The following is a 25,544-nucleotide window of genomic DNA, read 5'->3' as shown; positions in this document are numbered from 1 at the left end:
CGCCGGCTTCGGGCGTTCTGCGGCGGCGCGGCCAGGCCCGCTCATGTCATCGTCTCGCCGTGTGGGCGGAAGGCTGAGCCGGGGGGGCTGGCTATCTTCCGCTGTCATCAAGTTTACTTGATAACGTAATGAAAATGTAAGAAAAAATAATTGTCGGGATTGGTTGTCTGCCTGCGTCTTCCCCCCGAATGCCTGATCCAACGGGGGATATGATGTTTCGTTCAAGTAAAGCCCTGGCCCATGCCTCGGCATTGGCCATAGCGCTGGCAACGGTCGGGGGCGGCCTTGCCGCGCCGGTCGCCGAGGCGGCCACCGCTCAGTACAGTTTTACCATTCCGGCGCAGGACCTGGGCCGCGCGCTTCAGGAATTCTCGCGGGTCACCGGCATGCAGGTGGCCGCGGCGCCGGATGCGGTGCGGGGGCGCCGCAGCACGGCCCTGTCGGGCAAGATGAGCGCGCAGCAGGCCCTGTCCCAGCTCGTGCGCGGGGCCAATGTCGAAACCCAGCTTCGCGGCAGCACCGTGATCCTGCGCGCCCGTGCCGCCCGGCCCCGTCCGGCCGCGGTCGCTCCCGCGCCGGCGCGCCGGGCTGCCCCGGTCGCGACTGTCGCCGCCGAAGAGCCTTCCGGGGCCGGCGACAGTGAGATCGTCGTCACCGGCTATATCGAGGCGGTTCAGCGTTCGCTCGACATCAAGCGCAAGAACGACACGGTTTCCGACACGGTCAGCGCCGACGACATGGGCAAGCTGCCCGCCAACAACATCTCCGAGGCGCTGGCGCGCCTTCCCGGCGTCAATGCCGTGCGCAGCCCGACCACGGGCGAGGGCGACCGCATCACGGTGCGCGGCCTCTCGACCGAGCTGAACAACTATTCGATCAACGGCGTGCGCCTTGGCGGTGCCGGTTCGCGCGACAACAACTTCTACCGCGGCGTGAGGCTCTCGGTCCTGCCGCCGGACGGTATCAAGCAGATCACCGTCTACAAGACCCTGACGCCGGACCGCGACGGTGACGCGCTGGGTGGCTCGGTGGACATTTCCACTCCCACCGCCTTCGACCAGACGCCGATGTATGCTCGCCTCTCGGCCGAGGGCGGCATGCTCGACAAGTACGATCATCGCAAGTCGGGCCAGGTTTCCGGCGCCCTTTCGCGCCAGTTCAACGATCATTTCGGCATCTACGTCTCGGGCAGCTGGAGCCGGCGCAAGTCGCAGTTCGAGCAGAACGGCGTGGACGGCGATAACCAGCCGGACACCTGGTACGACAACAGCGAGACGCTGGGCTGGGATCCCAACCGCTTCGTGATGCGCGGCATGGACCTGGGCTTCGGCGAGACCGACGTGAAGCGCTGGGGCGCCAATACCAGCATCGACTATCGCTCCGACGACCACGATTTCCACTTCCGCGGGCAGTACAACAAGTACCGCAAGGACGAATTCCTCAACCGCCTGAACTTCCGCAACGACACCGCGAAGAATTCGACGCGGCTGGTGCAGGTGGACGTGGCCGATACGACGCTGCTCCAGCCCGAAGACAGCATCGTCGGTACCGATTCCAGGCTGGGCCGCATCTATGGCTATTCGCTCGGCCAGATCGTCGACCAGGACGGCGACGGGCTGATCACCGATGCCGACCGTAAGGGCAAGTCGTTCTACAGCCTCAACGGCGGTTCGGGCACCTGGGACCCGCAGGGCTTCCGCCTGCGGCGCTTCTGGGAAGGTTCGCGTGAGACGGGCAGCCTGGCTTCGGCCAACCTCGGCGGCATTTCGCGCGTGGGCGAACTGACGATCGACTACGACGTGTCCTACTCGCAGTCGGAAGACAATCTCGACGACGGCTACACCCTGGAGTTTCGCAGCGACAAGTACGGCTGGCTGGGCAATCAGGGCGTGCTGTTCAGCAGCAGCGAAGATTCGCGCTTCCCCAAGTGGCTGCTCAATTCCGCCGGTCTGGAAGCGGTGCAGGACCCCTCGCAATACGACTTCAGCAGCCTCGAAGGCGAAGTGGGCGGAAGCAGCGAGAAGCTGTGGCAGGCCCAGTTCAACCTCGAATGGAAGCCGGTCGATTCCTGGGTGGAATCGTTCAAGACAGGCGCCAAGTTCTACAATTCGCGCCGCCGCACTTATCAGGGTTCGTTCCTGAATCTCGAGGCGGACGGCACCCTGGCGGACTTTTCCGAATTCTACGGCAAGGATGTGAACAGCCTGTTCGGCGGCGCCTATAGCGGCCTCTATCGCCTGGGCACGACCATCGACAACCGCAAGATGCTGGCCGAACTCCAGCGCGCCGAAGATGGCGACAGCGAGATCTTCGACGGCTTCGCGGTCGACCCCAACGACGCCGAACTGTCCAACGAGGACAGCTTCCGCTTCAACGAGCGCGTGATCTCCGCCTATGCCATGGGCACGGCGCGCTTCGGCCGCGCGCAAGTGATCGCAGGCGTGCGCATGGAAGCGACGCGCAACACCATCGACGCCTGGAACATGGACCTGATCCAGGGCGAGCGCTTCGTTTCGGACAAGTCCAGCTTCGTGAACGTGCTGCCCTCGGTTCACGTCAACTATGAACTGGACAGCCGTACCAAGCTGCGCGGCGCGGTCTGGACCAGCTTCGCGCGTCCCGACATCGCCCGCATGAGTTCGGCGCGCGAATATGGCTACGAAACCGATCCCGATGGCGACGGCGAGGAAAACCCGATCTCGCAATGGGTGCTGACTTCGATCGCCCAGGGCAATCCGAACCTCAAGCCGATGCGCTCGCTCAACCTCGACATGTCGCTGGAGCACTACGCCGGCAATACCGGGGCCTATTCGGTGGCGCTCTACTACAAGCACATCGAGAATTTCCTGTTCCGCTCCTCTTCCAGCAACATCCGTGACGGGACGCTGGGCGAGAACGTCGATCCGACCGGCGTGGCGATCTCGATGCCGAACAACGGCAAGTGGGCGGAAGTCTACGGCATGGAAATCAGCGGCCAGCAGCTCCTGCACTGGCTGCCGGGCATTCTCGGTTCGCTGGGCGTGGGCGGAAACCTGACGTTGCAGCGCTCGAAGGCGGTGACGGGGCTTTCCTGGCACCCTGAGGGCTACACCCTGCCGCTGATGGAAACGCCCGAGACGATCGCCAATCTCCAGCTGTTCTGGGAGCGCAAGGGCTGGGAAATCTACGGTGCGTGGAACTACCAGTCGAAATTCCTCGGCGGCATCCAGGACTTCGGCAACAATCCCTATGAGCAGGCCTATAGCTTCGTGGATCTGACCTTCCGCAAGACCTTCCTCAAGAAGTCCTCGGTGCAGCTCCAGGTCCAGAACCTCTTCGACTCGCATACGTATTGGGAAACCGTGTCGTCGGGGACCGGGGCGAGCCGCGCCTACATCAAGAACGGGCGCAGCATCACGCTCGGGCTCAACCTGATCTTCTGAGGACACTTGCGATGAAGAAGAAAGCCCATGTCCTGCTGGGAGCGCTGGCCTTGTGCCTGCCGCTCCCGGCCTTCGCCGCCGATGCGCCGGTGCAGCAGCAGGAGCCGCTGGCACCTGCCACCGTCCGGCCCGAACGCGTGATCCTGAACCTCACCGCCGATCCGACCACCGAGATGGCCGTCACCTGGCGCTCGGCGCCGGGTCTGCCGGGCCAGGTCCAGTATGCGAAGGCGACAAGCAGTCCCGACTTCGTGAAAACGCCGCTGACGGCCGAGGCGAAGACCGACGACGCCACGCTGGCCGTCCGCGAGGATCCTGCCTTCCGCGCGGCCTATCACTCGGCAGTGCTGGCGGGGCTCGAGCCGGACACGGTCTATGCCTACCGCGTGGGCGACGGCGCGCATTGGTCCGAGTGGTTCCAGTTCCGCACCGCCGCGCGCGAGGCGAAGCCGTTCCGCTTCATCTACATGGGGGACATGCAGAACCAGATCCTGTCGGAAGCCTCGCGCACCTTGCGCATGGCCTTCCGCCAGGCGGGCGACGCGGCCTTCACGATCCATGCCGGGGACCTCATCAACCGGCATGACAGCGATGCCGAATGGGGCGAATGGTTTGCCGCGGGCGGGTTCCTCTATGCCCAGACGCCGCAGATGCCGACGCCGGGCAACCACGAATACGTCAAGGACGAGGCGGCGCGGGCCGGCTCCTCGATCAACGGCCAGTGGCGCCGGCAGTTCACGCTGCCGGAGAACGGCCCGGCCGACGTTCCGGCGAGCCGCGAGACGAGCTGGTACACCGATTACCAGGGCCTGCGCCTGATCTCGATCGACTCCATGCAGGTCGACCGGGACGAAACGGCGCGCAAGGCGATCGTGAAGTGGCTCGACGGCTTGCTGGCGAACAACCCGAACCGCTGGACGGTCCTGTTCCTGCACTTCCCGCTGTTCTCCAGCGAGCCCGAGCGCGACAATCCGAAGCTGCGCGCCGCGCTGAAGCCGCTGATCGACAAGTACCGCGTGGATCTGGTCCTTCAGGGGCACGACCACGGCTATGCCCGCGGCGCGATCGGCAAGAACGGCCCCGCGGCGGACGATGCGGGCACCACATATGCCGTCTCGGTCGCCGGACCGAAGATGTACGAAGTCGGCAGCCTGCCCTGGGCGCGCAAGTCGGCATCGCGCACGCAGGCCTATCAGGTGATCGACGTCAGCCAGGAAGCCCTGGCCTACCGCGCCTATACCGCCACCGGAGAGCCGCTCGACGCGGTGACCTTGCGGAAACCCTGAGTACGCGAAAAGGCCGGAGCAAGCTGGGGGGCATTGCTCCGGCCCTTGACGAGGCTGCGCTTCGATTGCGACCCGAAGCGTGGTTTCGTCCAGCCCGCCCGGCCCGATCGGCCGGGCGGGCGCATGGCCGTGACCCGTCAGTCGAGCATGGTCTTGCGCAGCTTGGCGATGTCGGCGTCGGTCAGGCCCACCTTCTGTTTCAGGTAACCTTCCGAACCGCCGTACTGCTGGTCGAGATACGTGAAGAACTGGGCCAGGTGCGACGCGCCACTGGGCGTGTAGAGCGGCTCGGCCTTGGGCGGCTGGCCGTCCGCACGCGCGGCGTAGTACTTGAGAATGGGATTGTTCGGGAAGTCGGCCGGGTCGACCTTGGGCATTTCCCATTTGGGGCGGCGCAGTTCGGTGGAGCGGTGATAGTCCTTGAGGATCGTCTCGCGGTCCACGCCGAGCACGTCGTAGATCAGGGCGGTGGCGATGCCGGTCCGGTCCTGCCCGGCGGAGCAATGATAGACCACGGCGCCCTCGTTCGCGAGCAGGCGATTGAACAGCGCGCGGAACTGCGGGACCAGCATGATTTCCATGCCCTGATACATGTTCTCGCCGCCGCTCTTGGCCATCTTCGCGAAGAGCGGTTTGAGCGAATAGTCGTTGGCGAGGAACAGCGCGCCGGTGCGGTCGTCCAGCATGTCGGGTGCGACTTCGCGTTCCTCGATCGAGCGCAAGTCGACCACGGCGCCCAGATTGACCTGGCCCAGCAGCGCATAGTCCGCCTCGCTCAGCAGCGGCATCGCGCCGGAGCGGAAAGCCTTGTCCCACTTCACCGTATGGCCGTCCTTGGTGACGTAGCCGCCGATGTCGCGGAAGTTGCTGCCCTGCTGAAGCGGCACCACGCGCTCGGCGACGACGGTGGTCTTGCCGCCCTTGCCCTGGATGATGACGTAGCGGCGTTCGCTGGCCGGGATCGGCAGCTTCAGCGCGGCGTCCTTGCTGGCGGCGGCGAAGCGCTGGTCGTTCTTGTCGAGCGCCGTGTCGGTGCTGATCCAGATCGTGGCCGGTGCCGTGTCCGTCCGGGCCAGCTCGACGGTCTGGTCGTCCAGTCGCGTCAGCGTGGCCAGCTCGCGCGCGGAGGCGGGAGAATGGGCCATCGCCGCGACGAGGGCGGAGAGGACGGTCGGGGCAATCTTGCGCATGGGCGGAGTCCTTGATGTCTGTCTGATGCCGGCTGCTAAAACGGATGTATGTATCTTGTGTGACAGGCCTGAGGTCAATGCGCCGGCGTGTTATCGCGGAGACGATCCTGCGGCCGCTTTCCTTGATGTCAGTTATTCGGGCCGTTTCAGCGGTTCTTCCACGGATCCGGGGTGCCATCTCTCCGAGGCGTCAAGGCCGGGATGCGAGTCTGTAAAACGGATGTCTGTACTCTGGCGGAGCTGGAACGAAAAAGGGGCCGCGTTTCGGCAGCCCCTGGTTTTGCGGGTTCTGGCTGGTTCTGGATCAGTCGCGGCCCTTGCCGAAAGCGACGATCTGCAGGAGGCCTCCGGCCATGGCGACGTTCTTGAAGAAGTGGATGAACTGGTTCTGGTCTGCGAACTGCGCGTGGAAGAACAAGGCGGTGGCGAGGCTGAACAGGGCAAGCGCGGCAGCGACGCTGCGCAGGCGATATCCCGAGATCAGCAGGGCGCCGCCGATGACTTCCACCGCAACGGCACCGGCCAGGGCCACGGCGGGGAAGGGCAGGCCCACCGAACCGATATAGGCCATGGTTCCAGCGGGATCGGAAAGCTTGGAAAGGCCGCTGAGGATGAAGATGGCGGCGATCAGGATGCGGCCCACAAGCGGCAGAAACTTCAGGATCCCCTTGTCTTCGGCAGCGGGAGCGAGCGTAGCGGTGGTAGTGTTCATGGTCATTCCCCTTGGGGCTGGTCTGGAGAGGGTCCGGCCGTGACGGCTGCGGGGTGCCTCGTTGAACCGGGAAATGCCTCGAAAAACGAATTCCAGAAATCCAGATAAAATGGACCGCTCTGTTCGATGAAACTGAAATGCCTCGATGCGTGCGAAAATGCGGGACTGGCGGTGGGCGGGGGAATGGGGTCCGCCAGTCCCGAGGAGTTCGGGTACGCCGGAGGCGCGCCGAACGTGGTCCCGGCATGGTCGCCGCCGGGATCGAACGCAGGGTGTCGGGAAAGGGACCGTCAGTCGGTGAGCGGCCGCCAGCGGTTGCGCCAGGCCCTGGGCGTGTTGCCCACCACGCGGCGGAAGAGGCGGGTGAGGTGGGCCTGGTCGGTCAGGCCGCAGATGCAGGCGATTTCGGACAAGGCATCGTCGGTCCGCAGCATCAGGCGCTGGGCGTGGCGAATGCGTTGGCGGATGACGTAGGCATGGGGCGGTTCGCCAACGCTGGTCTTGAAGGCGCGGCAGAAGTGCCCGGTGCTGAGCCGCGCCACGGCGGCCAGTTCGCAGCAGGCCAGCGACTGGCCGAGATTCTCCTCGATATGGCCGATGACCCTGCGCAGCTGCCAGCCTGCAAGTCCGCCCTTGGCGGATGAGTCGCCATCAGGGACGGACTGCGGCGCGACCGGAACGAGCAGGTCGTGCTCCGCCAATCGGCTTCTGGCCAGCGCGAGGCTGTCCGGCCCCACCCCGCCGGTGTCCATTGCCTTGGCTAAAGGGATGGCCTGCGGGATTGCCGGCGGTTCAGCGTGGTAATGTCTTGAATCCTGTCCCGTATTCGTCGTCGTCGTGCTCAGGACTCCGTGAAGCATGACCAACTCTCCAAGCTCGACGACCGATCCGACCTCTACGGCAGGGGCAATCGCGATGATGGGGCAAATCTCGATAACGGTGATTGTCGCATAGTAATTCGATACGAAAAGTCTGTTCACCGCCCGAATCATCAGGCCCCATCTTCATAGTCTATGGAGATTGCAGTCTTGCTTCCTTTCGGGAATGGGGGATTTTTACTATTGCCAGCCGGCTTTTCCCCCATTTACGCTTTTAATTCAGATATCCGGGAGAGCGATCAGCGTCTCGTCGATCTCGCATTGGGCCACGAAGCGGTCGAGCAGCCAGGCGGCCGCGGGGCCGGGCGGCGTGTCGCGGCGCCAGATGCCGCCGAAGCGGTAGATGCCGCCGGGGTGATCGGGCATCGACAGGCGGATCAGGGTGCCGGACACGAGATCGGCCTCGATCATCGGCAGCGGCATGTTGCCCCAGCCGATGCCCTGGCGCAGCAGGGCGTGCTTGGCGCCAAGGTCGGCGAGGCGCCAGGTCTTGGGGCTCATGACCGAGAAGTCCTTGCCCTCGGTGAAGCGCGAGCGGTCGCTGAGCACCAGCTGCGTATATTCGCGGCCGGCGCCGGGCGGGATCAGGTCCATGCGGCCGAGCGGATGGTCGGGCGCGGCCACGGGCACCATCGCCACCGAGCCGACCGAAACGCTTTCCAACCCGTCGACACCGGCAAAAAGCGGGCCGGACAGGCCGACCACCGCCGTGCCGTCGAGCACCATCGCAGTGATCGCGCCTAGCGCTTCCACATGGAGGCGCAGCTGCACGGTCGGAAATTCCGCGGCAAAGGCCCGCAGGATCACGCCGAGGCGCTCGGCCGGAAACATGACGTCCACCGCCAGGTCGACTTCGGCTTCCAGACCGTCGAGCAGGCCTTTCACTTTGGCGCGCAATCCGTCGATCCCCTCGGCCACGCCGCGCGCTTCCGACAGGACGGCACGGCCGGCTACGGTAAGCTGCGGCTTGCGCGTGCCTTCGCGTTCGAACAGCAGGACGCCGAGCTGGGCTTCGAGGTTGGCGATGCCGTAGCTGATGACGGAGACCGCACGGTTCAGCTTGCGCCCGGCGGCAGCGAAACTGCCGGTGTCGACGATGGCCAGGAAGATGCGCAGCTGGTCCAGGGTCGGCGTACCGGGGTTGCTCACTTTTCAATCTCCTAGAACAGTCAGGTCGATTTTATCCCTCTGAACTTGAAATGCAGGCAAGTCTATATGGGGTTTCAAGAGAGGGCGGCACCTCACCCCGCCGCCCCCGGAGACAGGATATGATCGAACTTCGCCCTTATGACAGCCTCGGTGGTGCCAACCACGGCTGGCTCGACGCCAAGCATCACTTCTCGTTCGCCGGCTATCACGATCCGGCCCGCGTCCACTGGGGCAACCTGCGCGTCTGGAACGACGATGCGATCGCGCCGCAGACCGGCTTCCCGCCGCACCCCCACCGCGACATGGAAATCATCACTTATGTCCGCGAGGGCGCGATCACTCACCAGGACAACCTGGGCAACAAGGGCCGCACCGAGGCCGGCGACGTCCAGGTGATGAGCGCGGGCACCGGCATCACGCACTCGGAATACAACCTTGAGGACGTGACGACGAAGATCTTCCAGATCTGGATCATCCCGACCCGCGACGGCGAAGAACCGAGCTGGGGCGCCAAGCCCTTCCCCAAGGGCGACCGGTCGGGCCAGTTCGTCACGCTGGCATCGGGTTACGAGAATGACAACGATGCGCTGCCGATCCGCACCAATGCCCGCGTCATCGGCGCCACGCTCAAGGCCGGCGAAACCGCAGAATATCCGCTGGGCAAGGACCGCAAGGCCTACCTGGTGCCGGCCATCGGCGCGGTGCAGATCGAGGACGTGCGCGTCAACGCCCGTGACGGGGCGGCCATCAGCGACCTCGACGTCCTGCGGGTGACCGCGATCGAGGACAGCGAGATCGTCCTGGTCGACGCGGCCTGACACCAAGGCCGAAACGAGTTGGGGAGCGGGCGGAAATCGTCCGCTCCCTCATCTCCCGGATTGCAATTTACCAGATCGGCGCCGACCTTCTTCCCCGGCGCTCAGGCATACAAAAGAAGCGTAAGGAAGGATTGCCCCATGACCGTTCGCTCATCCGATATCGAAGGTGTAGACCTTGTCGTTCTTCCCCCCGTTCGCGACCTTGGGGACGGGTTCCAGGTCCGCCGCGCGCTGCCCACTGCGCAGCGCCGCATGGTCGGCCCTTTCATCTTCTTCGACCAGATGGGTGAGGCGGTGTTCCGCAGCGGCGAAGGCCTCGACGTACGCCCGCATCCGCACATCGGCCTTTCCACGCTGACCTACCTCGTCGAAGGCGAGATCCTCCACCGCGATTCCCTCGGCTCCGTTCAGGCGATCCGGCCCGGCGAGGTCAACTGGATGACCGCGGGCAGCGGCATCGTCCATTCCGAGCGCACGTCTCCCGAAGTCCGCGCCAGCGGCGGCAAGCTGTTCGGGCTCCAGACCTGGATCGCCCTGCCGAAGGAAGCCGAAGAGATCGCGCCGGCCTTCGCCCACCACAAGGCGGACGAGATCCCCGTGACCGAGGATGCCGGAACGCGCCTGACGCTGATCGCCGGTACGGCCGACGGCCTGACCTCGCCGCTCAAGACTTATTCCGACATGGTCTACGCCGATATCGTCATGCTCGACGGTGCGCGCTACCAGGTGAAGGCCGAGCACGTCGAACGCGCGATCTATGTCGTTGGCGGCGAAGTCGAAGTGGAGGGGCAGACCGGCAGCTTCAAGGAGACCGAACTGGTGGTGTTCAAGCCCGGCGCCGAGGTCATCCTCAAGGCCAAGGGCGGCACGCGCCTGATGCTGCTGGGCGGGGAGCCACTGCCGGAGAAGCGCCATATCTACTGGAACTTCGTCTCTTCCTCGCTCGACCGCATCGAGCAGGCCAAGGACGACTGGAAAGCCCAGCGCTTCGACCGCGTGCCCGACGAGAGCGAATTCATCCCCCTTCCGGCCTGAGGAGCTTCACACCATGGCACATGGAACCGCGCATATCGGCGAAACCCCCTGGCGCACCGAGATCGTGGTCGGCGGTCACGCGATCACGGCCGACGAGCCCCAGGCGCTCGGCGGGCAGGGGGCGGGACCGGCGCCTTACGACCTGCTGCTCGCCAGCCTGGGGGCCTGCACGGCGATCACGTTGAAGATGTACGCCAGTCGCAAGGGCTGGCCCCTGGTATCTGTCGATGTCGACTTGCGGCTCGCGGGTGCGAAGGACCAGATGCATATCGAGCGCAAGCTCTCGATCGTGGGCCTCGACGAGGAGCAGAAGGCTCGGCTTGCCGATATTGCCGAGCGGACACCCGTGACTTTGACGTTGAAGTCGGGGCTGCCGATCGAGACCGAGCTGGTTTGAAGTTCTCGCTCTCTTCCTCGTCTTTGCGAGCGTAGCGAAGCAATCCAGGGGCGGCTTAGTGCGGCTCCTGGATTGCCGCGTCGGCTTCGCCTCCTCGCAATGACGAAGGGAGGTGTTGTGCCTCTTCAGCCCTTCTGCCGCAGTGCCCCCAGGTCGATCCCATGCTTGTTCACTTTGTAGTAGAACGTCTTGCGCGGCAGATCGAGCGCGCGGATGGCCGCGCCGATCTCCCCGTTAGCGGCGATCACGGCGGCGACGATTTCCTCGCGCTCGAAGGCGTCGACCCGCTCGGTCAGGCCCTTGTTGCCCGAAGGGGAGGGCGTGGGCGAGGGATCGCCGAGGCCCAGCACGAACTGCTCCGCGAAATTGGCGAGTTCCCGCACGTTCCCTGGCCAGTCATGGCGTTCCAGCATCGTGCGGACCGCCGCGGTGACGGGCGGAAGCTCGCGGGCGACGCGGCTGGCGGCATCGCCGGCGAAGCGGGCGAAGAGAGCGGGGATGTCCTCGCGCCTTTCCCGTAGCGGCGGGATGCGTAGGCGCATGGCGGCGAGGCGGTAGAACAGCGGCGGCAGCAGCGAGGGCGGCGGGCCGTCAGCCGCGTCCTGGCTGGTGGAGATCACGCGCACGTCGACGGGCATGGCCTCGCCCCGGCGGCGCAGGACGCGCTGCTCCACGAAGGGCAGCAGGCGCTCCTGCAAGTGCGCCGGGCCGCGGTCGATATCGTCGAGGTAGAGCGTGCCGCGATGGGCCGCGGCCAGGCCGGGTTCGTCGATGCCGGTTGCAGTGAAGAGCGGTTCCGCGAGCGCCTCGGGCATCCCGGCGCAGGCCAGCGGCAGAAAGCGGTGGCGCGCGCGCTTTCCGGCGCGGTGGATCAGGCGGGCGAGGAGGTCCTTGCCGGTGCCGGTCTCGCCTTCGATGAACAGGTCTATATCCGCATTGGCCAGCACCGGTACCATCTCGCGAAGCCTGCGGATGGCGGGGCTTTCGCCCAGGAACAGCGGCGCGTCGGCATCTTGCGACATGGCCCGCAGGCGGCGGTTTTCCAGCGTCAGCCCGCGCGCGGTGGCGGCGCGGGTGACGGCGGCGATCAGCGCCTCGGGCGCGAAAGGCTTGGTGAGAAAGTCCCAGGCGCCCGCCTTGAGCATCTGTACCGCCATCTCGATGTCGCCGTGGCCGGTGACCAGCACGACGGGCAGATCGGCATCGCGCTTGTGAAGCTGGCGGAACAGGTCGATGCCGGAGACGTGCGGCATACGCACGTCGGTAACGACCACGCCAGGCCAGTCGGCGGTGAGCGCCGCCAGCGCCGGGGCGGCGGCCGGGAAGCTTTCGACTTCGAACCCGGCGAGTTTCAGCAGCTGTGCCGTCGAACGGGCAAGGTCTTCGTCGTCCTCGACGAGGGCGACGCGGCGGGTGCCGGCGGAAAGGTCGGTCATCGGGCCAGTCTCAATTGCAGTTCGAAGGCGGCGCCGGTGTCGCTGGGCACGAGGCGCAGGGCGCCGCCGAACTCCTGCGCGATGTCCTGCGCGATCACCAGGCCCAGCCCGAGCCCTTCGGCGCGGCTGGTGGCGAAGGGCGTGAACAGGCGATCCGCGATGTCCGGCGCGATGCCGGGGCCATTGTCGGCGACAGTGATGCGCAGCGTTTCGCCCTCGATCGCCAGCGACAGGATGATGCGGGGCGCCGCGCGCCCGGCGAGCGCTTCGATCGCATTCTGGAGGAGGTTCACCAGGATCTGTTCCAGCCGCACCTTGTCACCGCGAACCTTGAGGCCGTGGGGAATCGCCGGGGTTTCGAAGGTCAGCGCGGCAAGGCGCTCCTTGAGCAGGAGGCGCGCGCCGTCGAGCACTTCGGCCAGCGGCACCGCGCTCTCGCCGGTGCTGCCCTTGCGGGCGAAGCCGCGCAGCTGCGCGGTGATGATGCCGATGCGTTCGGCAAGGCGGTCGATAGCGGAAAGATTCTCGCGCACTTCCGCGGCCGCACCGAGGTCCAGCAATTGCCCGGCCGAGCTGGCATAGTTGCGGATCGCGGCCACGGGCTGCGCGGTTTCGTGAGCGACGCTGGCCGTGACTTGTCCCAGCGTGGCGAGGCGATTGGCGAGGCGGAGTTCCTCGCGCAGCAGGGCCGCGCGCTGTTCGAGCGCACTGCGCTCCTCCATCTCGCGGCGCAGTTCGGCCGTCCGCTCGGTGACGGCGGCTTCCAGCTGGGCAGTGCGTTCACGGCGGCGGCGGTTGCTCTGGGCGAGCCACCAGAGGGCGCCGACGGCGAGCAGGGCCAAAGTCGCGGCCACGGCCTGGGCGCTGCGCATCGGCGTGGTGACGGCGACCCGGATCGGCAATGCCAGATTGACCTGCCACTGGTCGCGGTTGGGCGCGCTGGTGGCAAGAAGCAGGCGTCCGCTGCGTTCGGGCATGTGCAGCAGGCCGTCACCGTCGCTGGAGAAGCGGGCGGGCGTCAGGCGCGGAATTCCGATGTCGCCGGCAATGGCCCGCTGAAGGGCAGGATCGAGCGGGCGCGTCATGGCGAAGCGCCAGGCGGGGCGGCTGGCGACGAGGACCACCCCGTTGCGGTTGGTCACGAAGGTCTCGCCGCCTGCCGTGCGCCACTGGGCCTCGATCCGGTCGAAGTCGAGCTTGATGACGATCACACAGTCCCCGGCGGCTTTTCGCGCCAGGTAGAGGCCGGGGCGATGGCTCACGGTGCCCAGCGCGAACTGGGCGCCGTCGCCGCGGCGCAGGGCGTCGCGGTAATAGCGCCGGAAGCGGTAGTCGCGGCCGACGAAACTGTCGCGGTGGCGCCAGTTGCTGGCGGCGATCGCGAACCCGTCTTCTCCCACCAGGTAGATGGCCGAGGCGCCGATCTGGCCGGCGAAGGATTCCAGCTTGGCATTGAGCCGCGCGTCCGCGCCGCTTTCGCGATTGGCGGCGGCGATCACGTCGCGGTCGTCCGCCAGGGTCTGCGGCAGCAGGCGGAACCGGGCGATCTCGCTGTCGAGCAAGGACTGGCGCAGCCGTGCGTCGGCAGCGACCGATGCGGAGAACGCCGCGGTGGCGCGCTGGCGCACGAATTCGCCGGCCAGACCCGCGGCAAGGAGCGCGGCGGCCAGGGCTGCCAGCAGCCAGTAGAGCGTGTGGCGACGATTCACTGCGCCAGCCTAGACCGGCAGCGAGCGATGTGCAAATTTCTGCACATCGCTGCAACGCAATGTGCCGATTGTTGCCCCTCGGCTCCGCATCCCTCCGCCGTAAAGGCCTGGAAATCAGCCATTTCCAATGAATGCAAAAACTGCTTTTGCCGCAGCGTGGAATCGAACAGTTTCTGCCCGGCACGCGATAAGCATAAGTCTTGAGCGTGCCCGAGAGAGGAAGGAAGGCCTTACCATGCACGCCCAGTTGTCCGACACGCACGAACCGACCGCGCCAAAGCGCTGGTACGGACATCTCTATGTGCAAGTGCTCGTCGCCATCGCGGCGGGCGTGACGCTGGGCCACTTCGCCCCGGCCACGGGTGAGGCGCTGAAGCCGCTTGGCGATGCCTTCATCAAGCTGGTGAAGATGGTGATCGCGCCGGTCATTTTCCTGACCATTGTCACCGGCATCGCCTCCATGCGCGACTTGCGCTCGGTGGGCCGGGTGGCGGGCAAGGCGTTCGGCTATTTCTTCTTCTTCTCTACCCTGGCGCTGATCGTCGGGCTGGCCGTCGCGAATGTGGTTCGTCCCGGCCAGGGCCTGAACATCGATCCCGCCACGCTCGATGCCTCGAAGGTCGCACTTTACTCCGAGAAGGCACACGAAACGTCGATCACCGGGTTCCTGATGGAAATGATCCCGGACACATTCCTCTCCTCCATGACCCAGGGTAATATCCTTCAGGTCCTGGTGATCGCCATTCTCTTCGGTATTGCGCTGGCCATGCTGGGCGACCGCGGTGCGCGTCCGCTTTCGCTGCTGGAAGACGTGTCGCTGGTGTTCTTCAAGCTGGTCTCGATCGTCATGAAGGCCGCGCCGATCGGTGCTTTCGGCGCCATGGCCTTCACCATCGGCAAGTACGGCGTCGGCAGCCTTGCCAACCTCGTGGGCCTCGTCGCGACTTTCTACCTGACTTCCGCGCTCTTCGTGGTGGTGGTGCTGGGCGTGGTCGCGCGGCTGGCAGGGTTCTCGATCTTCTCGCTGATTTCCTACCTCAAGGCCGAACTGCTGCTGGTGCTGGGCACGTCTTCCTCGGAAAGCGCGCTGCCTTCGCTGATGGAGAAGATGGAGCGCGCCGGCTGCCCCAAGAGCATCGTCGGCCTCGTCGTTCCCACGGGCTACAGCTTCAATCTCGACGGCACCAATATCTACATGACGCTGGCGGCGCTGTTCATCGCGCAGGCCTGCAACGTGGAACTGACGCTGGGCCAGCAAGTGCTGCTGCTGGGCGTGGCCATGCTCTCGTCAAAGGGTGCGGCGGGCGTCACCGGCGCGGGCTTCATCACCCTGGCCGCCACACTGTCGATCGTGCCTTCGGTGCCGGTCGCGGGGATGGCGCTGATCCTGGGCGTCGACCGCTTCATGTCGGAATGCCGCAGCCTCACCAACTTCATCGGCAATGCCGTGGCGACGGTGGTGGTCTCGCGCTGGGAAGGCCAGCTCGACACCGAGCGGTTCAAGGCCGTGCTCGCCAATCGCGAGCCCGCTGCCACCGCGAGCCCCGCGCTCGTCTGACCCGAGATTGTTTGGGGCCGGTGCCGCTTTGAAAATGCCCCGCGGGCATTTTTCAAACGGACACTGACCCTCGGGGCTGCGGCCCCGCACAGGAATCATCCCCATGAAGACCGGTCTTCCGCGGCTGCTTGCCGCCACCCTTTGCTGCGCCCCGGCTCCGGCGCTTTTCGCAGCCCCCACCGCTGCACTGGCAGACGAGGCGAAAGCCCCGATCTACCCGGTTTCCTCCAATGGCGACGGCGCCGTCACTAACGGCTACAGCATCTCCCGCTGGGCCGAGGACTGGCGGTCCATGGCCGATACCAAGAAGCGCGACGATTTTCTCGACCGGCTCAAGTTTCTGGCCCTCAACGAGACCGGAGATATCTACGTCACGCTTTCGGGCGAACTGCGCCTGCGGGTCAACCAGACCACCAATCCCAACTTGCGCGAGGCCGAGGCCCAGCGGCAGGACATCAGCCGCATGGTGGTGGGCGCCGACGTCCATGTCGGCCCGCATTTGCGCTTCTACGGGGAACTGGCCCATGCCGGCCTCGCGGGCGAGAACATCGGCACGCCCGCCACCAACATGAGCAACGGCCTCGTCGCCCAGCAGTATTTCGCGGAGGCCAATGGACGGCTGGCAGGGCTGGACGTGGGCATCCGCTATGGGCGGCAGGAGTTCGTGGACGGACCCAACCTGCTGACGTCGCAGCGCGACAACAACACCATCCACTACACGCTCAACGGCGTGCGGGCCTGGGCGCGCGGCAAGGCGGTGCGGGCGGACGTCTTCGACTTGCGCCCCACCGCTTATGGCGAGGACGGCATCGGCGACGACAAGAGCGATCCCGAGCGCCGCTTTTCCGGCGTGACGCTGGGTTATGCCGTGCCGAAGACGTTCCTGGGCGATTCGAAGCTCTTCGTGGATCCCTTCCTCTGGCGGCGCCGTAACGGCGTGGGTACTTGGGGAGGGCGGATCGGCCCGGCCACGCGCTATTACGGCGGGGTCCACGTCTACGGCGATGCCGGGCCGATCAACCTCGACTGGACGGTGAACCACCAGTGGGGCGAATTCATCGACCAGAAGATCGACGCCTGGCAGGTGCTGCTGGCGCAGTCCTACCGGCTGGGGGCGTCGAAGTCAGCGCCGCGGATCGGGCTCAGCGCGGACTATGCCAGCGGCGGGGGCGGCTATGGCGACGGCAAGCTGCGCGATGCCTACTCGCCTTTCGGCAACAACGTCTATTTCAGCTACCAGCTCTACCTGACGCCCAGCAACTTGCGCGCCATCGCGCCCACTTTCAGCTTCACGCCGCTGAAGAACGTGAAAGTGAATGCCGAATACCGCTTCGCCTGGCGTGACAGTGTCACCGATGCCGTCTATCGGGCCAACGGCCAACCCTTTGCCGGCACCCAGAACGGCCGGGCGCGCAAGATCGCCGAACTCGCCCGCTTGCAGGCGGTCTGGCAGATCTCGCCCCGCGTCTCGCTCACCGGGCGCTACGAGCATCTCGAAGCCGGCCCCGCGCTGACCGATGCGGGATACCGCAGCTCCGATTTCCTGGCGGGCTGGCTGAGTCTGCGTTTCTAGGGCGAAATTCGCCCTGGATCATTGGTTTGAAGCATTTTTTCGAGTCGTCAGGCGGCCTGCCTGACCTGAAAATGCTGTGAAGGAAAGGTCGTCGATGTCTCCCACCCGTCACGCTGCCGCCCGTGCGCTGCTTTCCGATCCCCTGACCAACAAGGGGACCGCTTTCACCGCCGAGGAGCGTGACGAGTTCGGCCTCCATGGCCTGCTGCCGCCCCATGTCGGCACGCTGGACAGCCAGATCGAGCGCCGCCGCAAGGCGCTGGAGGAAAAGGAAAGCGACTTCCAGCGCTACGCTTTCCTGCGCGAGCTTCAGGATTCGAACGAAGTGCTGTTCCATGCGCTGGTCCAGAGCGACCTGCCGCGCATGCTGCCGCTGGTCTATACACCCACCGTGGGCGAGGGCTGCGAGCGCTTCAGCGAGATCTGGCGCCGCCCGCGCGGCCTGTTCCTGAGCTACCCCAACAAGGACCGCATTTCCGACATCCTGGCCGACCCCGCCTATGACCGGGTCAAAGTGATCGTCGTCAGCGACGGCGAACGCATTCTCGGCCTGGGAGACCAGGGCGCGGGCGGCATGGGCATCCCCATCGGCAAGCTGGCGCTCTATACCGCCTGCGCCGGCATCCACCCTTCCGAAGTCCTGCCGATCCTGCTCGACCTCGGCACTGACAACCATGCGCGCCGCGAAGACCCGCTCTATGTGGGCTGGCGTGCCGGGCGCGTCCGGGGGCAGGACTACGACGATTTCGTCGAGGCTTTCGTCAGCGCCGTGGATGACCGCTTCCCCGGCGTCCTGCTCCAGTGGGAGGATTTCGCGGGCAAGAACGCCTACGATCTCCTGGTCCGCTATCGTGACCGGCTGCTCAGCTTCAACGACGACATCCAGGGCACCGCCGCCACGGCCGTCGGCACGCTTCTGGCAGCGATCGGCAGGACCGGCGTGCCGCTGACCGAGCAGCGCGTCGTGCTCTTCGGCGCGGGCGCGGCGGGCAGCGGCGTGGCGGAGATGCTGGTCCAGGCTATGGTCGCCGAAGGTCTCGACGACAGGTCCGCGCGCGCCCGGATCTGGGCGGTCGACAGGGACGGGTTGATCCTTTCCGACGTGCCCCGCCTGCCGCCGCAGCAGCTTCGCCTTGCCCGCGATCCGGCAGAGATCGCAGGCTGGAACGTCAGCGGCCAGAACATGATCTCGCTTCAGGAAGTGGTCGCCAATGTCCACCCGACCGTGCTGATCGGCACATCGGGCCAGAAAGCGGCCTTCGATGAGCGCACCGTCCGCACCATGGCCGAAAACGTCGAGCGCCCGGTGATCTTCCCGCTGTCGAACCCCATCTCGCGCGCCGAAGCCCATCCCGCGGACATCCTGGAGTGGACCGGCGGCAAGGCGATCGTCGGCACCGGCAGTCCCTTCGGCACGCCGGGCGTCACGCAAGTCAACAACGTCTATGTCTTCCCCGGTGTCGGCCTTGGCGCGCTGGCGAGCGGGGCGACCGCGATCAGCGACGGCATGTTCATGGTTGCCGCGCGCCGCCTGGGCGAACTGAGCCGCGCCGATCACGACGGCCTGCTGCCCGCCGTGACCGAGCTTCGCGACGTGGCACTGGAAATCGCCGTCGTGGTGGCGGCCCAGGCACAGGCCGAGGGTCTCGCCACGGCCGAGCCGGATGCGCTGACGCGGGAAAGCATTGCCGCCAGCATGTGGCAGGCCCAATACGCCTGAACGGCCACTAGCCCGAGAAGGAACACGACATGACCCCGGCAAGCGAAGCTCTCAAGGTCGGCCTCCTCGGGTACGGCTATGCCGGGGCCACGTTTCACGCTCCGCTGATCGGCGCGGTGGAAGGGCTGGAACTGGTCGGCGTCGCCAGCCGGAGCGCCGACAAGGTCCTGGCCGCGTTCCCCGGTGCGACGGTGCATGCCGACCCCGCGGCCCTGCTGGGCGATGCAGAACTCGATCTGGTGGTCGTGGCCACACCCAACGATACGCACTTCCCGCTGGCCCAGGCCGCCTTGCGCGCGGGCAAGAACGTCGTCGTCGACAAACCCTTCACGCTCGACATGGCCGAGGCCCGCGCGCTGATCGCCTTGGCCGAAGAGACCGGCCGCCAGCTCACCGTGTTCCACAATCGCCGCTGGGACAGCGATTTTCGCAGCATCTGCAAGGCCATCGAAGAGGGCCTTCTCGGCGAAGTCTCCCATCTCGAAAGCCACTTCGACCGCTTCCGCCCGCAAGTGCGTGACCGTTGGCGCGAGAACGATGGACCGGGCGCCGGCATCTGGTTCGATCTGGGGCCTCATCTCGTCGACCAGGCGCTGCTGCTGCTGGGCTTGCCGGACCGGGTCACGGCTTCTCTGGCACTCCAGCGCGAAGGCGCGCGCAGCGCTGACTGGGCCCATGTGGTGCTGGAGTTCGGCGCGAAGCGGGCGGTTCTGCATGCCTCGATGCTGGTGGCGGGCGGCGTGCCGCGCTTCATCGTCCACGGAACCGGCGGCAGCGCCGTCAAGCAGGGCATGGACGTGCAGGAAAGCCAGTTGCTCTCCGGCATGGCGCCTGGCGCTGAAGGGTGGGGAGAGGACCCCGATCCGCTCGTGCTTTACAATGGCGAAGGACAGGCGAGCCGTCTTCCGGCCGAACCCGGCGACCAGCGCGCGTTCTATCGCCTGGTGGGAGAAGCGGCGCGGGGCAGGGCGGCCAATCCGGTGCCGCCGATCCAGTCGCTCGCGGTCATGGCCGTGATCGAGGCGGCAGAGCGATCTGCTGCGGAAGGACGCAGCATGGAGCTGCCGCTGACCGAAGCCGAGCGCGCGGCCTGGACGGCAAGCCGGGCCGGGTGAGCCTGTCCTGGTCGTGACAGCAGCCGAAGAACCCACCTCTCGGGTCCTTCGCCGCCGTCATCCCGAACCCGTTTCGCGCAAGCAGCCCAAACGAAAACGGGCCGCCCTTTCGGACGGCCCGTTTCTCATTTCCTTGCAGCCGAAGCTCAGCCCGCGGGCAGGAGCTTGCGGTCGCTGGCGATGCGGTTCATCGCCTTCTGCAGCTTCTCGAAAGCGCGCACCTCGATCTGGCGGACGCGCTCGCGGCTGACGTGATAGACCTGGCTCAGCTCTTCGAGCGTCTTGGGGTCTTCGGTCAGGCGGCGTTCCATCAGGATGTCACGCTCCCGCTCGTTAAGGCCGTCCATGGCCTCCACCAGCATGGCGTGGCGCACGGTGGCTTCTTCGGCATCGGCAACGGTTTCGTCCTGAAGCGGGCGTTCATCCGCCAGGATGTCCTGCCACTGTCCTTCGCCTTCCTCGCGCAGGGAGACGTTCAGCGACGCATCGCCGCCCATCATCATGCGCCGGTTCATGTTGACCACTTCCTGCTGGGAAACCCCGAGCGTGGTAGCGATCTTGGCGACATCGTCCGGATGAAGATCCGAATCCTCGTAAGCGTCGAGGTTCTTCTTCATGCGGCGAAGGTTGAAGAACAGCTTCTTCTGCGCGGCCGTGGTGCCCATCTTCACGAGCGACCACGAACGCAGGATGTACTCTTGAATCGAGGCCTTGATCCACCACATAGCATAAGTGGCGAGGCGGAAGCCCCGATCGGGTTCAAACTTCTTCACGCCCTGCATGAGGCCGATGTTGCCTTCGGAGATGAGTTCCGAGACCGGCAGGCCATAGCCGCGGTAACCCATGGCGATCTTCGCAACGAGGCGAAGATGGCTGGTGACCAGCTGGCCGGCTGCCGCCGGATCCTCATGCTCCTTGTAGCGCTTGGCGAGCATGTATTCCTGCTCGGGCGCGAGAAGCGGGAACTTGCGGATCTCGGACAGGTAACGGTTGAGGCTCTGCTCACCGCCCAGTGCCGGCACCGCCGGGAGATTACGTTCCTTGCTCACAATATCCGTCCTTTCCGGTCGGCCCGCGGTCGAAGACCCTTGCGAGGCGTCTTAGCTTGCGGCCACCTGTTCAAGATAGCACAATTATCCGATTTCAGTTTCGCAGTTCATCGATCAGCGTCTGCATGTCGTCGGGCAGCGGACTGATGAAATGGACTCTCTCTCCAGTAACGGGATGGACGAAGCCGAGTTCCGCGGCATGAAGAGCCTGACGGACGAAGCCGAGTCGCTGGAGGATCGGACGAATCGCAGTTGGGGTACGACCATATACAGGGTCTCCCAATAGCGAATGCCCGATTGACGACATGTGAACGCGCACCTGATGCGTCCTTCCGGTTTCCAGCCGGCACTCCACGAGCGATGCGTTCTTCAGCGTTTCCAGTGTCTTGTAATGGGTGACGGCATGCTTGCCGCGCCCGTCCTCCACCAGGGCCATTTTCTTGCGGTTGACACTCGACCGGGCGATGGCGCCGCGCACCGTTCCCGCGATCGGGATGGGGCGCCCGGACACGACGGCCCGGTAGGCGCGTGCGATCGAATGGTCGGCGAACTGCGCGGCCAGGCCCTCATGCGCCTTGTCGGTCTTGGCGACGACGAGCAGGCCGGACGTGTCCTTGTCGATTCGATGGACGATTCCCGGCCGCGCCACGCCGCCGATGCCGGAAAGCTGGCCGCGGCAGTGATGGAGCAGGGCGTTGACCAGGGTTCCGTCGAGATTGCCCGCCGCCGGATGCACGACGAGACCGGCCGGCTTGTCGACGATGACGAGATATTCGTCCTCGAACACGATGTTCAGCGGAATGTCCTGCGCGGCCGCCTCTGCCGGTGCGGCTTCGGGCACGTCGATCGCGAAAGCGGTGCCGCCCGCCACCTTGAGCGAGGCCTGTGAGACCGGCTTGCCGCTCAGCGTTATGCGCCCTTCGCCCATCAGCGCCTTGACGCGTTCGCGCGAAAGTCCGCTGGCCTCTGCCAGCGCCTTGTCCAGACGGCCGCCCGCGCTGCCGATGAACCCTTCGATGATGTTTTCGTAAGCCCCCATTGCCTGTAGGATTTGGGGATGAATGTCGAAGTGACAAGTGAGCTGATCGCAAGATTGCATGCAGAATCTTTACGTGCCCATCCGGAGGAATGCTGCGGCATCCTGCTGGGCACGCGGGAAAATGACGGCGAACGGATTGCGGGCGTGATTCCCGCCGCCAACGTCGCCGCGGAGCCTGCGCGTCATTTCGAGATCGACCCCCGCGTCCTGCTGGCCGCACACCGTGCCGCGCGCCAGGGCGGACCGCAAGTTATCGGCTATTACCACTCCCACCCCACCGGCGATCCCGTGCCTTCCGCCACGGACTGCGAACATTCCACCGGGGATTTGCGCGTTTGGGCGATCATAGCGGACGGGCAGGTTGCTTTCTGGCGCGATACCGGGAAAGGATTTGCGGCCGTCACGAGCCGTATTGTCGAATGATCCTTCGCAACGGCCTGAACTCGAATGATTACTGCAAAGGGAAGTCCCCGTTCCATGACCACAAGCTCGCTCGAACTTGCCAGCCTGCTTTGTTCGCGCCTGTGCCATGACATGCTCAGTCCCGTTGGTGCGCTGACCAACGGGCTGGAGCTGCTCGCGGACGAGAAGGACCCCGAAATGCGCCAGCGCTGCTTCGAGCTGCTGGACCAGAGCGCGCGGATTTCGGCTGATAAGCTTAAGTTCTTCCGCCTGGCCTTCGGCGCTGCGGGCGGCTTTGGCGACATGGTTCCCGTCACCGAGGCGCGCGCCCTGATCGATGCGCTGGTGGCCAACAACGCCCGCATCGTGCTGAACTGGGCGCTCGCCAGCGATATGCTGCCCAAGCCGGCGGTGAAGACGCTGCTCAACTTCGGCCTGATCGGCATCGAGGCGCTGCCGCGCGGCGGCACGCTGGATCTCGCGGCGGAATTCCGCGACGGCATGAGCGAGATCGTCGTGCGTGCGGCCGGCCCGCGCATCGCTTTCGACCGCGACATCGGCCGCGCCCTCGAAGGCGCGCTGCCAGAAGGCGACTTGTCGAGCCGCACCGCGCCGGCCGCGATGATCCAGCAACTTGCCCATGCCCAGGGCGGCAAGCTGCAATATGCCCTGGCGGACGACGCGCTGGTGCTCGGCGCCGTGCTGCCCGGCGCGTGAAGGCCTGAACGGAGAAGGGCGGAAGGACGACGATGAACCGCTGGCTTGTCAATTCCATCGTCAAGTCGCCCAACTTCAATGAGCGCAAGTTGCCGATCTCGATGGTCGTGCTGCATTATACCGGCATGAAATCCGCCGCCGAGGCGTTGGAGCGGATGTGCGATCCCGAGGCGGAAGTCTCGGCGCACTACATGATCGACGAGGCGGGCGCGGTGACCTCGCTCGTCCCCGAGGAAAAGCGGGCCTGGCATGCCGGGCGCTCCTACTGGCGGGGCGTTACCGACGTGAATTCGGCCTCGATCGGCATCGAACTGGTCAATCCCGGGCACGAATGGGGCTATCGTCCCTTTCCCGAAGCGCAGATGGAAGCCTTGCTTCCGCTGCTGGCCGATATCGTCAAGCGCAACCACATTCCGCGCGGCAACGTCGTCGGCCATTCCGACATCGCCCCGGCCCGCAAGCAGGATCCCGGCGAGTTCTTCGACTGGGCCAGGCTGGGCGACCTGGGGCTGGCGCTGAAGATCCCGCTCGCGAAGATGAACTTGTTCTACGACAATCCGGGCGCCTTCTATCTCGCGCTGGAACGGTTCGGCTACGACATTTCCGACGGCCGCGCCGCGGTCACGGCTTTCCAGCGCCGCTGGCGGCCCGAACTGATCGATGGCCAGATCGATGGAGAAATCGGCGCGATTCTCTTGGAACTGCTGTTGGAGCAGGGCAGCGGCCGTGCTAGGTGACCGCTCGCACCGGGGGGCCGGGCAGCCGCGGGCGTCTTTTGACGCGCGAGGAAAGTCCGGGCTCCACGAAACAAGGGTGGCGGGTAACGCCCGCCGGGCGAGTCGGGTTTTCAGGCCCGGCGAAGCTTAGGGAAAGTGCCACAGAGAGCAGACCGCCTCGCCAACAGGGTTCGTCCCTTGCGGCAGGTAAGGGTGAAAGGGTGCGGTAAGAGCGCACCGCGCTTCCGGTAACGGAAAGCGGCATGGCAAACCCCACTCGGAGCAAGACCGAATAGGGGCTGCGCGCCGTCTTTGAACGGCGGGTTCGTTTCGGACCCAGGCAGCCCGGGTTGGTCGCTTGAGCGGCGCAGCAATGCGTCGCCTAGAGGAATGGCTGCCGCCGCGGCGTAAGGTCCCTCCTTGGGGAGACCACGCCAGGTACAAAACCCGGCTTACAGGCTCCCCGGTGCATTTTCATGACAACGCGCGATGCCGGATCGCCGCGCACGCTTTGTCGAACCGCTCAGGCGGGGGCCGAACCGCTCAAGCGGGGGCCGAACCGCTCAAGCGGGTGCTTCCGCAGCGACCTGGACCGTGATCCCGTCCTCGCTCTCGCAGGCCTGGATGAACCAGCGCTCGCTGCCCTGGAGCCCGATGGCGGTGAGGCGGCCGTGCATGTAGGCCCCGGTGTCGATACCCACGCGGTTGCCCCGGATCTCCGGTTCCTGCGTGATCGTATGCCCATGGATGACGAAGCCGCCGAATTCCCCATTGTGGCTGAGGAACGGTTCGCGGATCCACCGGCAGTCGTGCCCCAGCTGGTTTTCCAGCGGCGTTTCGGGTCGGACGCCGGCATGGACGAAGACGTAGTCGCCCACGCGGATCATCTTCTGGAACCCGTCGATGAAGTCGAAATCGTCCTGCGGGATGGCTTCCATCGCCGCGCGCTGCAGTTCGTCGAGTTCGGCATCCATCACGAATTGCGGGTCCATGCCATAGGACAGGATGGTCTCGCGGCCGCCGAATTTCAGGAAGCTGCGAAAGGCGTCCAGCTTGTCGCGGGAGACGAGCAGCATTTCCTCGTGATTGCCCTGGATGAATTCGACATCGCGTTCGCGCGCCCATTGCCGGGCGCGGGCCAGCACCCCGGAACTGTCCGGTCCGCGGTCGATCAGGTCGCCGAGCAGGATGACCAGGCTATGCGCACTGTTTCGTTGGGCGTCGTCGCGCTCGATCGCCTCTATCAGGCGCTCGAACAGGTCCAGGCGGCCGTGGATGTCGCCGATCGCATAAATGCGCTGTCCAATGGGCAGTTGGGGAAGGCGGGCGCTGGGAGCGCGGCCGAGGAGGTTTCTGATCTTCGCGAGCATTGCGTTGGCGACGACTATAGGAAACGCGGCTCATGCCCACAAGCACAACGCGGCCTTCGTCATACGCATTAAGCCGAGGCGTGCCGGCTTCGCGGGTAGTGGCCCAAAATCCACACAAGGTTTCCAGAATGTTTCTGGAATGAGATTTTTCTTGTTACCATCTTGGGTGCGGTGCAGCAATATTGTGCAGCTGCAATCGCCTTCAAGACAGAAAGGCGATGCGGCAAAGCAGGCTGGGACGAGACACCCCAAG

21 protein-coding genes and 1 other RNA gene are annotated in these 25,544 nt (G+C 65.5%); 13 read left to right on the top strand and 9 right to left on the bottom strand.

Going from position 1 to position 25,544, the window contains the following annotated elements; genetic code table 11:
- The first annotated feature begins 212 nt into the window (after window positions 1-212).
- Window positions 213-3,422 (top strand): TonB-dependent receptor, encoded by a 3,210-nt coding sequence (locus AB4Z00_RS17530; protein WP_442046734.1) that lies wholly within the window; start codon window positions 213-215, stop codon window positions 3,420-3,422.
- Between the two features lie 11 nt (window positions 3,423-3,433).
- Window positions 3,434-4,708 (top strand): metallophosphoesterase family protein, encoded by a 1,275-nt coding sequence (locus tag AB4Z00_RS17525; RefSeq protein WP_314465931.1) that lies wholly within the window; start codon window positions 3,434-3,436, stop codon window positions 4,706-4,708.
- A gap of 137 nt (window positions 4,709-4,845) precedes the next feature.
- Here the strand turns inward: AB4Z00_RS17525 and AB4Z00_RS17520 are convergent, their stop codons facing one another.
- The 4 genes from AB4Z00_RS17520 to AB4Z00_RS17505 form a co-directional block, all read right to left on the bottom strand.
- Window positions 4,846-5,898, bottom strand: coding sequence for a tyrosine-protein phosphatase (locus AB4Z00_RS17520; RefSeq protein ID WP_442046733.1), 1,053 nt, complete (start codon window positions 5,896-5,898; stop codon window positions 4,846-4,848).
- Between the two features lie 304 nt (window positions 5,899-6,202).
- On the bottom strand, window positions 6,203-6,610 hold the full coding sequence (locus AB4Z00_RS17515; RefSeq protein WP_442046732.1) for a DoxX family protein: 408 nt from the start codon (window positions 6,608-6,610) through the stop codon (window positions 6,203-6,205).
- Window positions 6,611-6,900: 290 nt separating this feature from the next.
- The gene (locus AB4Z00_RS17510) at window positions 6,901-7,362 is read right to left on the bottom strand and encodes a helix-turn-helix domain-containing protein (RefSeq protein WP_442046731.1); all 462 of its coding nucleotides are present in this window, start codon (window positions 7,360-7,362) and stop codon (window positions 6,901-6,903) included.
- Between the two features lie 345 nt (window positions 7,363-7,707).
- Window positions 7,708-8,637: a LysR family transcriptional regulator gene (locus tag AB4Z00_RS17505; RefSeq protein ID WP_442046730.1), complete on the bottom strand. Its 930-nt coding sequence runs from the start codon at window positions 8,635-8,637 to the stop codon at window positions 7,708-7,710.
- A gap of 119 nt (window positions 8,638-8,756) precedes the next feature.
- On the opposite strand from AB4Z00_RS17505, the gene AB4Z00_RS17500 reads away from it, so the two are divergent.
- The 3 genes from AB4Z00_RS17500 to AB4Z00_RS17490 all read left to right on the top strand — a co-directional run bounded on the left by AB4Z00_RS17500 (window position 8,757) and on the right by AB4Z00_RS17490 (window position 10,887).
- A complete protein-coding gene (locus tag AB4Z00_RS17500) occupies window positions 8,757-9,455 on the top strand; it encodes a pirin family protein (RefSeq protein ID WP_132263489.1) in 699 nt (232 codons plus the stop codon).
- A gap of 138 nt (window positions 9,456-9,593) precedes the next feature.
- A complete protein-coding gene (locus AB4Z00_RS17495) occupies window positions 9,594-10,490 on the top strand; it encodes a pirin family protein (protein ID WP_132263487.1) in 897 nt (298 codons plus the stop codon).
- A gap of 13 nt (window positions 10,491-10,503) precedes the next feature.
- Window positions 10,504-10,887 (top strand): OsmC family protein, encoded by a 384-nt coding sequence (locus AB4Z00_RS17490; RefSeq protein WP_132263486.1) that lies wholly within the window; start codon window positions 10,504-10,506, stop codon window positions 10,885-10,887.
- Between the two features lie 125 nt (window positions 10,888-11,012).
- Here the strand turns inward: AB4Z00_RS17490 and AB4Z00_RS17485 are convergent, their stop codons facing one another.
- Both AB4Z00_RS17485 and AB4Z00_RS17480 read right to left on the bottom strand, forming a co-directional pair.
- Window positions 11,013-12,323 carry a sigma-54-dependent transcriptional regulator gene (locus tag AB4Z00_RS17485; RefSeq protein ID WP_442046729.1) on the bottom strand — a complete coding sequence of 437 codons (1,311 nt, stop codon included), beginning with the start codon at window positions 12,321-12,323 and terminating at the stop codon, window positions 11,013-11,015.
- On the bottom strand, window positions 12,320-14,032 hold the full coding sequence (locus AB4Z00_RS17480) for a sensor histidine kinase (RefSeq protein WP_442046728.1): 1,713 nt from the start codon (window positions 14,030-14,032) through the stop codon (window positions 12,320-12,322). The genes AB4Z00_RS17485 and AB4Z00_RS17480 overlap by 4 nt, the downstream gene beginning before the upstream one ends.
- Before the next feature lie 235 nt (window positions 14,033-14,267).
- Between AB4Z00_RS17480 and AB4Z00_RS17475 the strand changes: the two genes are divergently transcribed.
- From AB4Z00_RS17475 to AB4Z00_RS17460, 4 genes are all read left to right on the top strand, one after another.
- A complete protein-coding gene (locus AB4Z00_RS17475) occupies window positions 14,268-15,590 on the top strand; it encodes a dicarboxylate/amino acid:cation symporter (RefSeq protein WP_132263481.1) in 1,323 nt (440 codons plus the stop codon).
- A 103-nt stretch (window positions 15,591-15,693) separates the two neighbouring features.
- Window positions 15,694-17,163, top strand: a complete 1,470-nt coding sequence (locus tag AB4Z00_RS17470; RefSeq protein WP_442046727.1) for an alginate export family protein — start codon at window positions 15,694-15,696, stop codon at window positions 17,161-17,163.
- A 94-nt stretch (window positions 17,164-17,257) separates the two neighbouring features.
- On the top strand, window positions 17,258-18,883 hold the full coding sequence (locus tag AB4Z00_RS17465; RefSeq protein WP_314465913.1) for an NAD-dependent malic enzyme: 1,626 nt from the start codon (window positions 17,258-17,260) through the stop codon (window positions 18,881-18,883).
- A gap of 29 nt (window positions 18,884-18,912) precedes the next feature.
- Window positions 18,913-19,998, top strand: a complete 1,086-nt coding sequence (locus tag AB4Z00_RS17460) for an oxidoreductase (RefSeq protein WP_442046726.1) — start codon at window positions 18,913-18,915, stop codon at window positions 19,996-19,998.
- A gap of 146 nt (window positions 19,999-20,144) precedes the next feature.
- Here AB4Z00_RS17460 and rpoH read toward each other — a convergent pair whose 3' ends face one another.
- Together rpoH and AB4Z00_RS17450 are read right to left on the bottom strand one after the other, a co-directional pair.
- Window positions 20,145-21,047: an RNA polymerase sigma factor RpoH gene (gene rpoH / locus AB4Z00_RS17455; RefSeq protein ID WP_132263473.1), complete on the bottom strand. Its 903-nt coding sequence runs from the start codon at window positions 21,045-21,047 to the stop codon at window positions 20,145-20,147.
- A 94-nt stretch (window positions 21,048-21,141) separates the two neighbouring features.
- A complete protein-coding gene (locus AB4Z00_RS17450; protein WP_442046725.1) occupies window positions 21,142-22,086 on the bottom strand; it encodes an RluA family pseudouridine synthase in 945 nt (314 codons plus the stop codon).
- Window positions 22,087-22,104: 18 nt separating this feature from the next.
- Here AB4Z00_RS17450 and AB4Z00_RS17445 point away from each other — a divergent pair, with 18 nt between their 5' ends.
- The 4 genes from AB4Z00_RS17445 to rnpB all read left to right on the top strand — a co-directional run bounded on the left by AB4Z00_RS17445 (window position 22,105) and on the right by rnpB (window position 24,392).
- The gene (locus AB4Z00_RS17445) at window positions 22,105-22,509 is read left to right on the top strand and encodes a M67 family metallopeptidase (RefSeq protein ID WP_442046724.1); all 405 of its coding nucleotides are present in this window, start codon (window positions 22,105-22,107) and stop codon (window positions 22,507-22,509) included.
- Between the two features lie 54 nt (window positions 22,510-22,563).
- The gene (locus AB4Z00_RS17440) at window positions 22,564-23,205 is read left to right on the top strand and encodes a histidine phosphotransferase family protein (RefSeq protein WP_132263467.1); all 642 of its coding nucleotides are present in this window, start codon (window positions 22,564-22,566) and stop codon (window positions 23,203-23,205) included.
- Window positions 23,206-23,237: 32 nt separating this feature from the next.
- On the top strand, window positions 23,238-23,942 hold the full coding sequence (locus tag AB4Z00_RS17435; protein ID WP_132263465.1) for an N-acetylmuramoyl-L-alanine amidase: 705 nt from the start codon (window positions 23,238-23,240) through the stop codon (window positions 23,940-23,942).
- 9 nt (window positions 23,943-23,951) lie between these two features.
- An RNA gene (rnpB, locus tag AB4Z00_RS17430) (RNase P RNA component class A) lies at window positions 23,952-24,392 on the top strand.
- A gap of 92 nt (window positions 24,393-24,484) precedes the next feature.
- Here rnpB and AB4Z00_RS17425 read toward each other — a convergent pair.
- Entirely contained in the window at window positions 24,485-25,291 is an 807-nt protein-coding gene (locus AB4Z00_RS17425) for a metallophosphoesterase (RefSeq protein WP_442046723.1), read from the bottom strand.
- Between the last annotated feature and the right edge of the window lie 253 nt (window positions 25,292-25,544).

This window comes from Novosphingobium sp. YAF33, assembly GCF_052113265.1.
Lineage (GTDB): Bacteria > Pseudomonadota > Alphaproteobacteria > Sphingomonadales > Sphingomonadaceae > Novosphingobium.
This window is presented reverse-complemented; position numbering and strand designations above follow the sequence as displayed.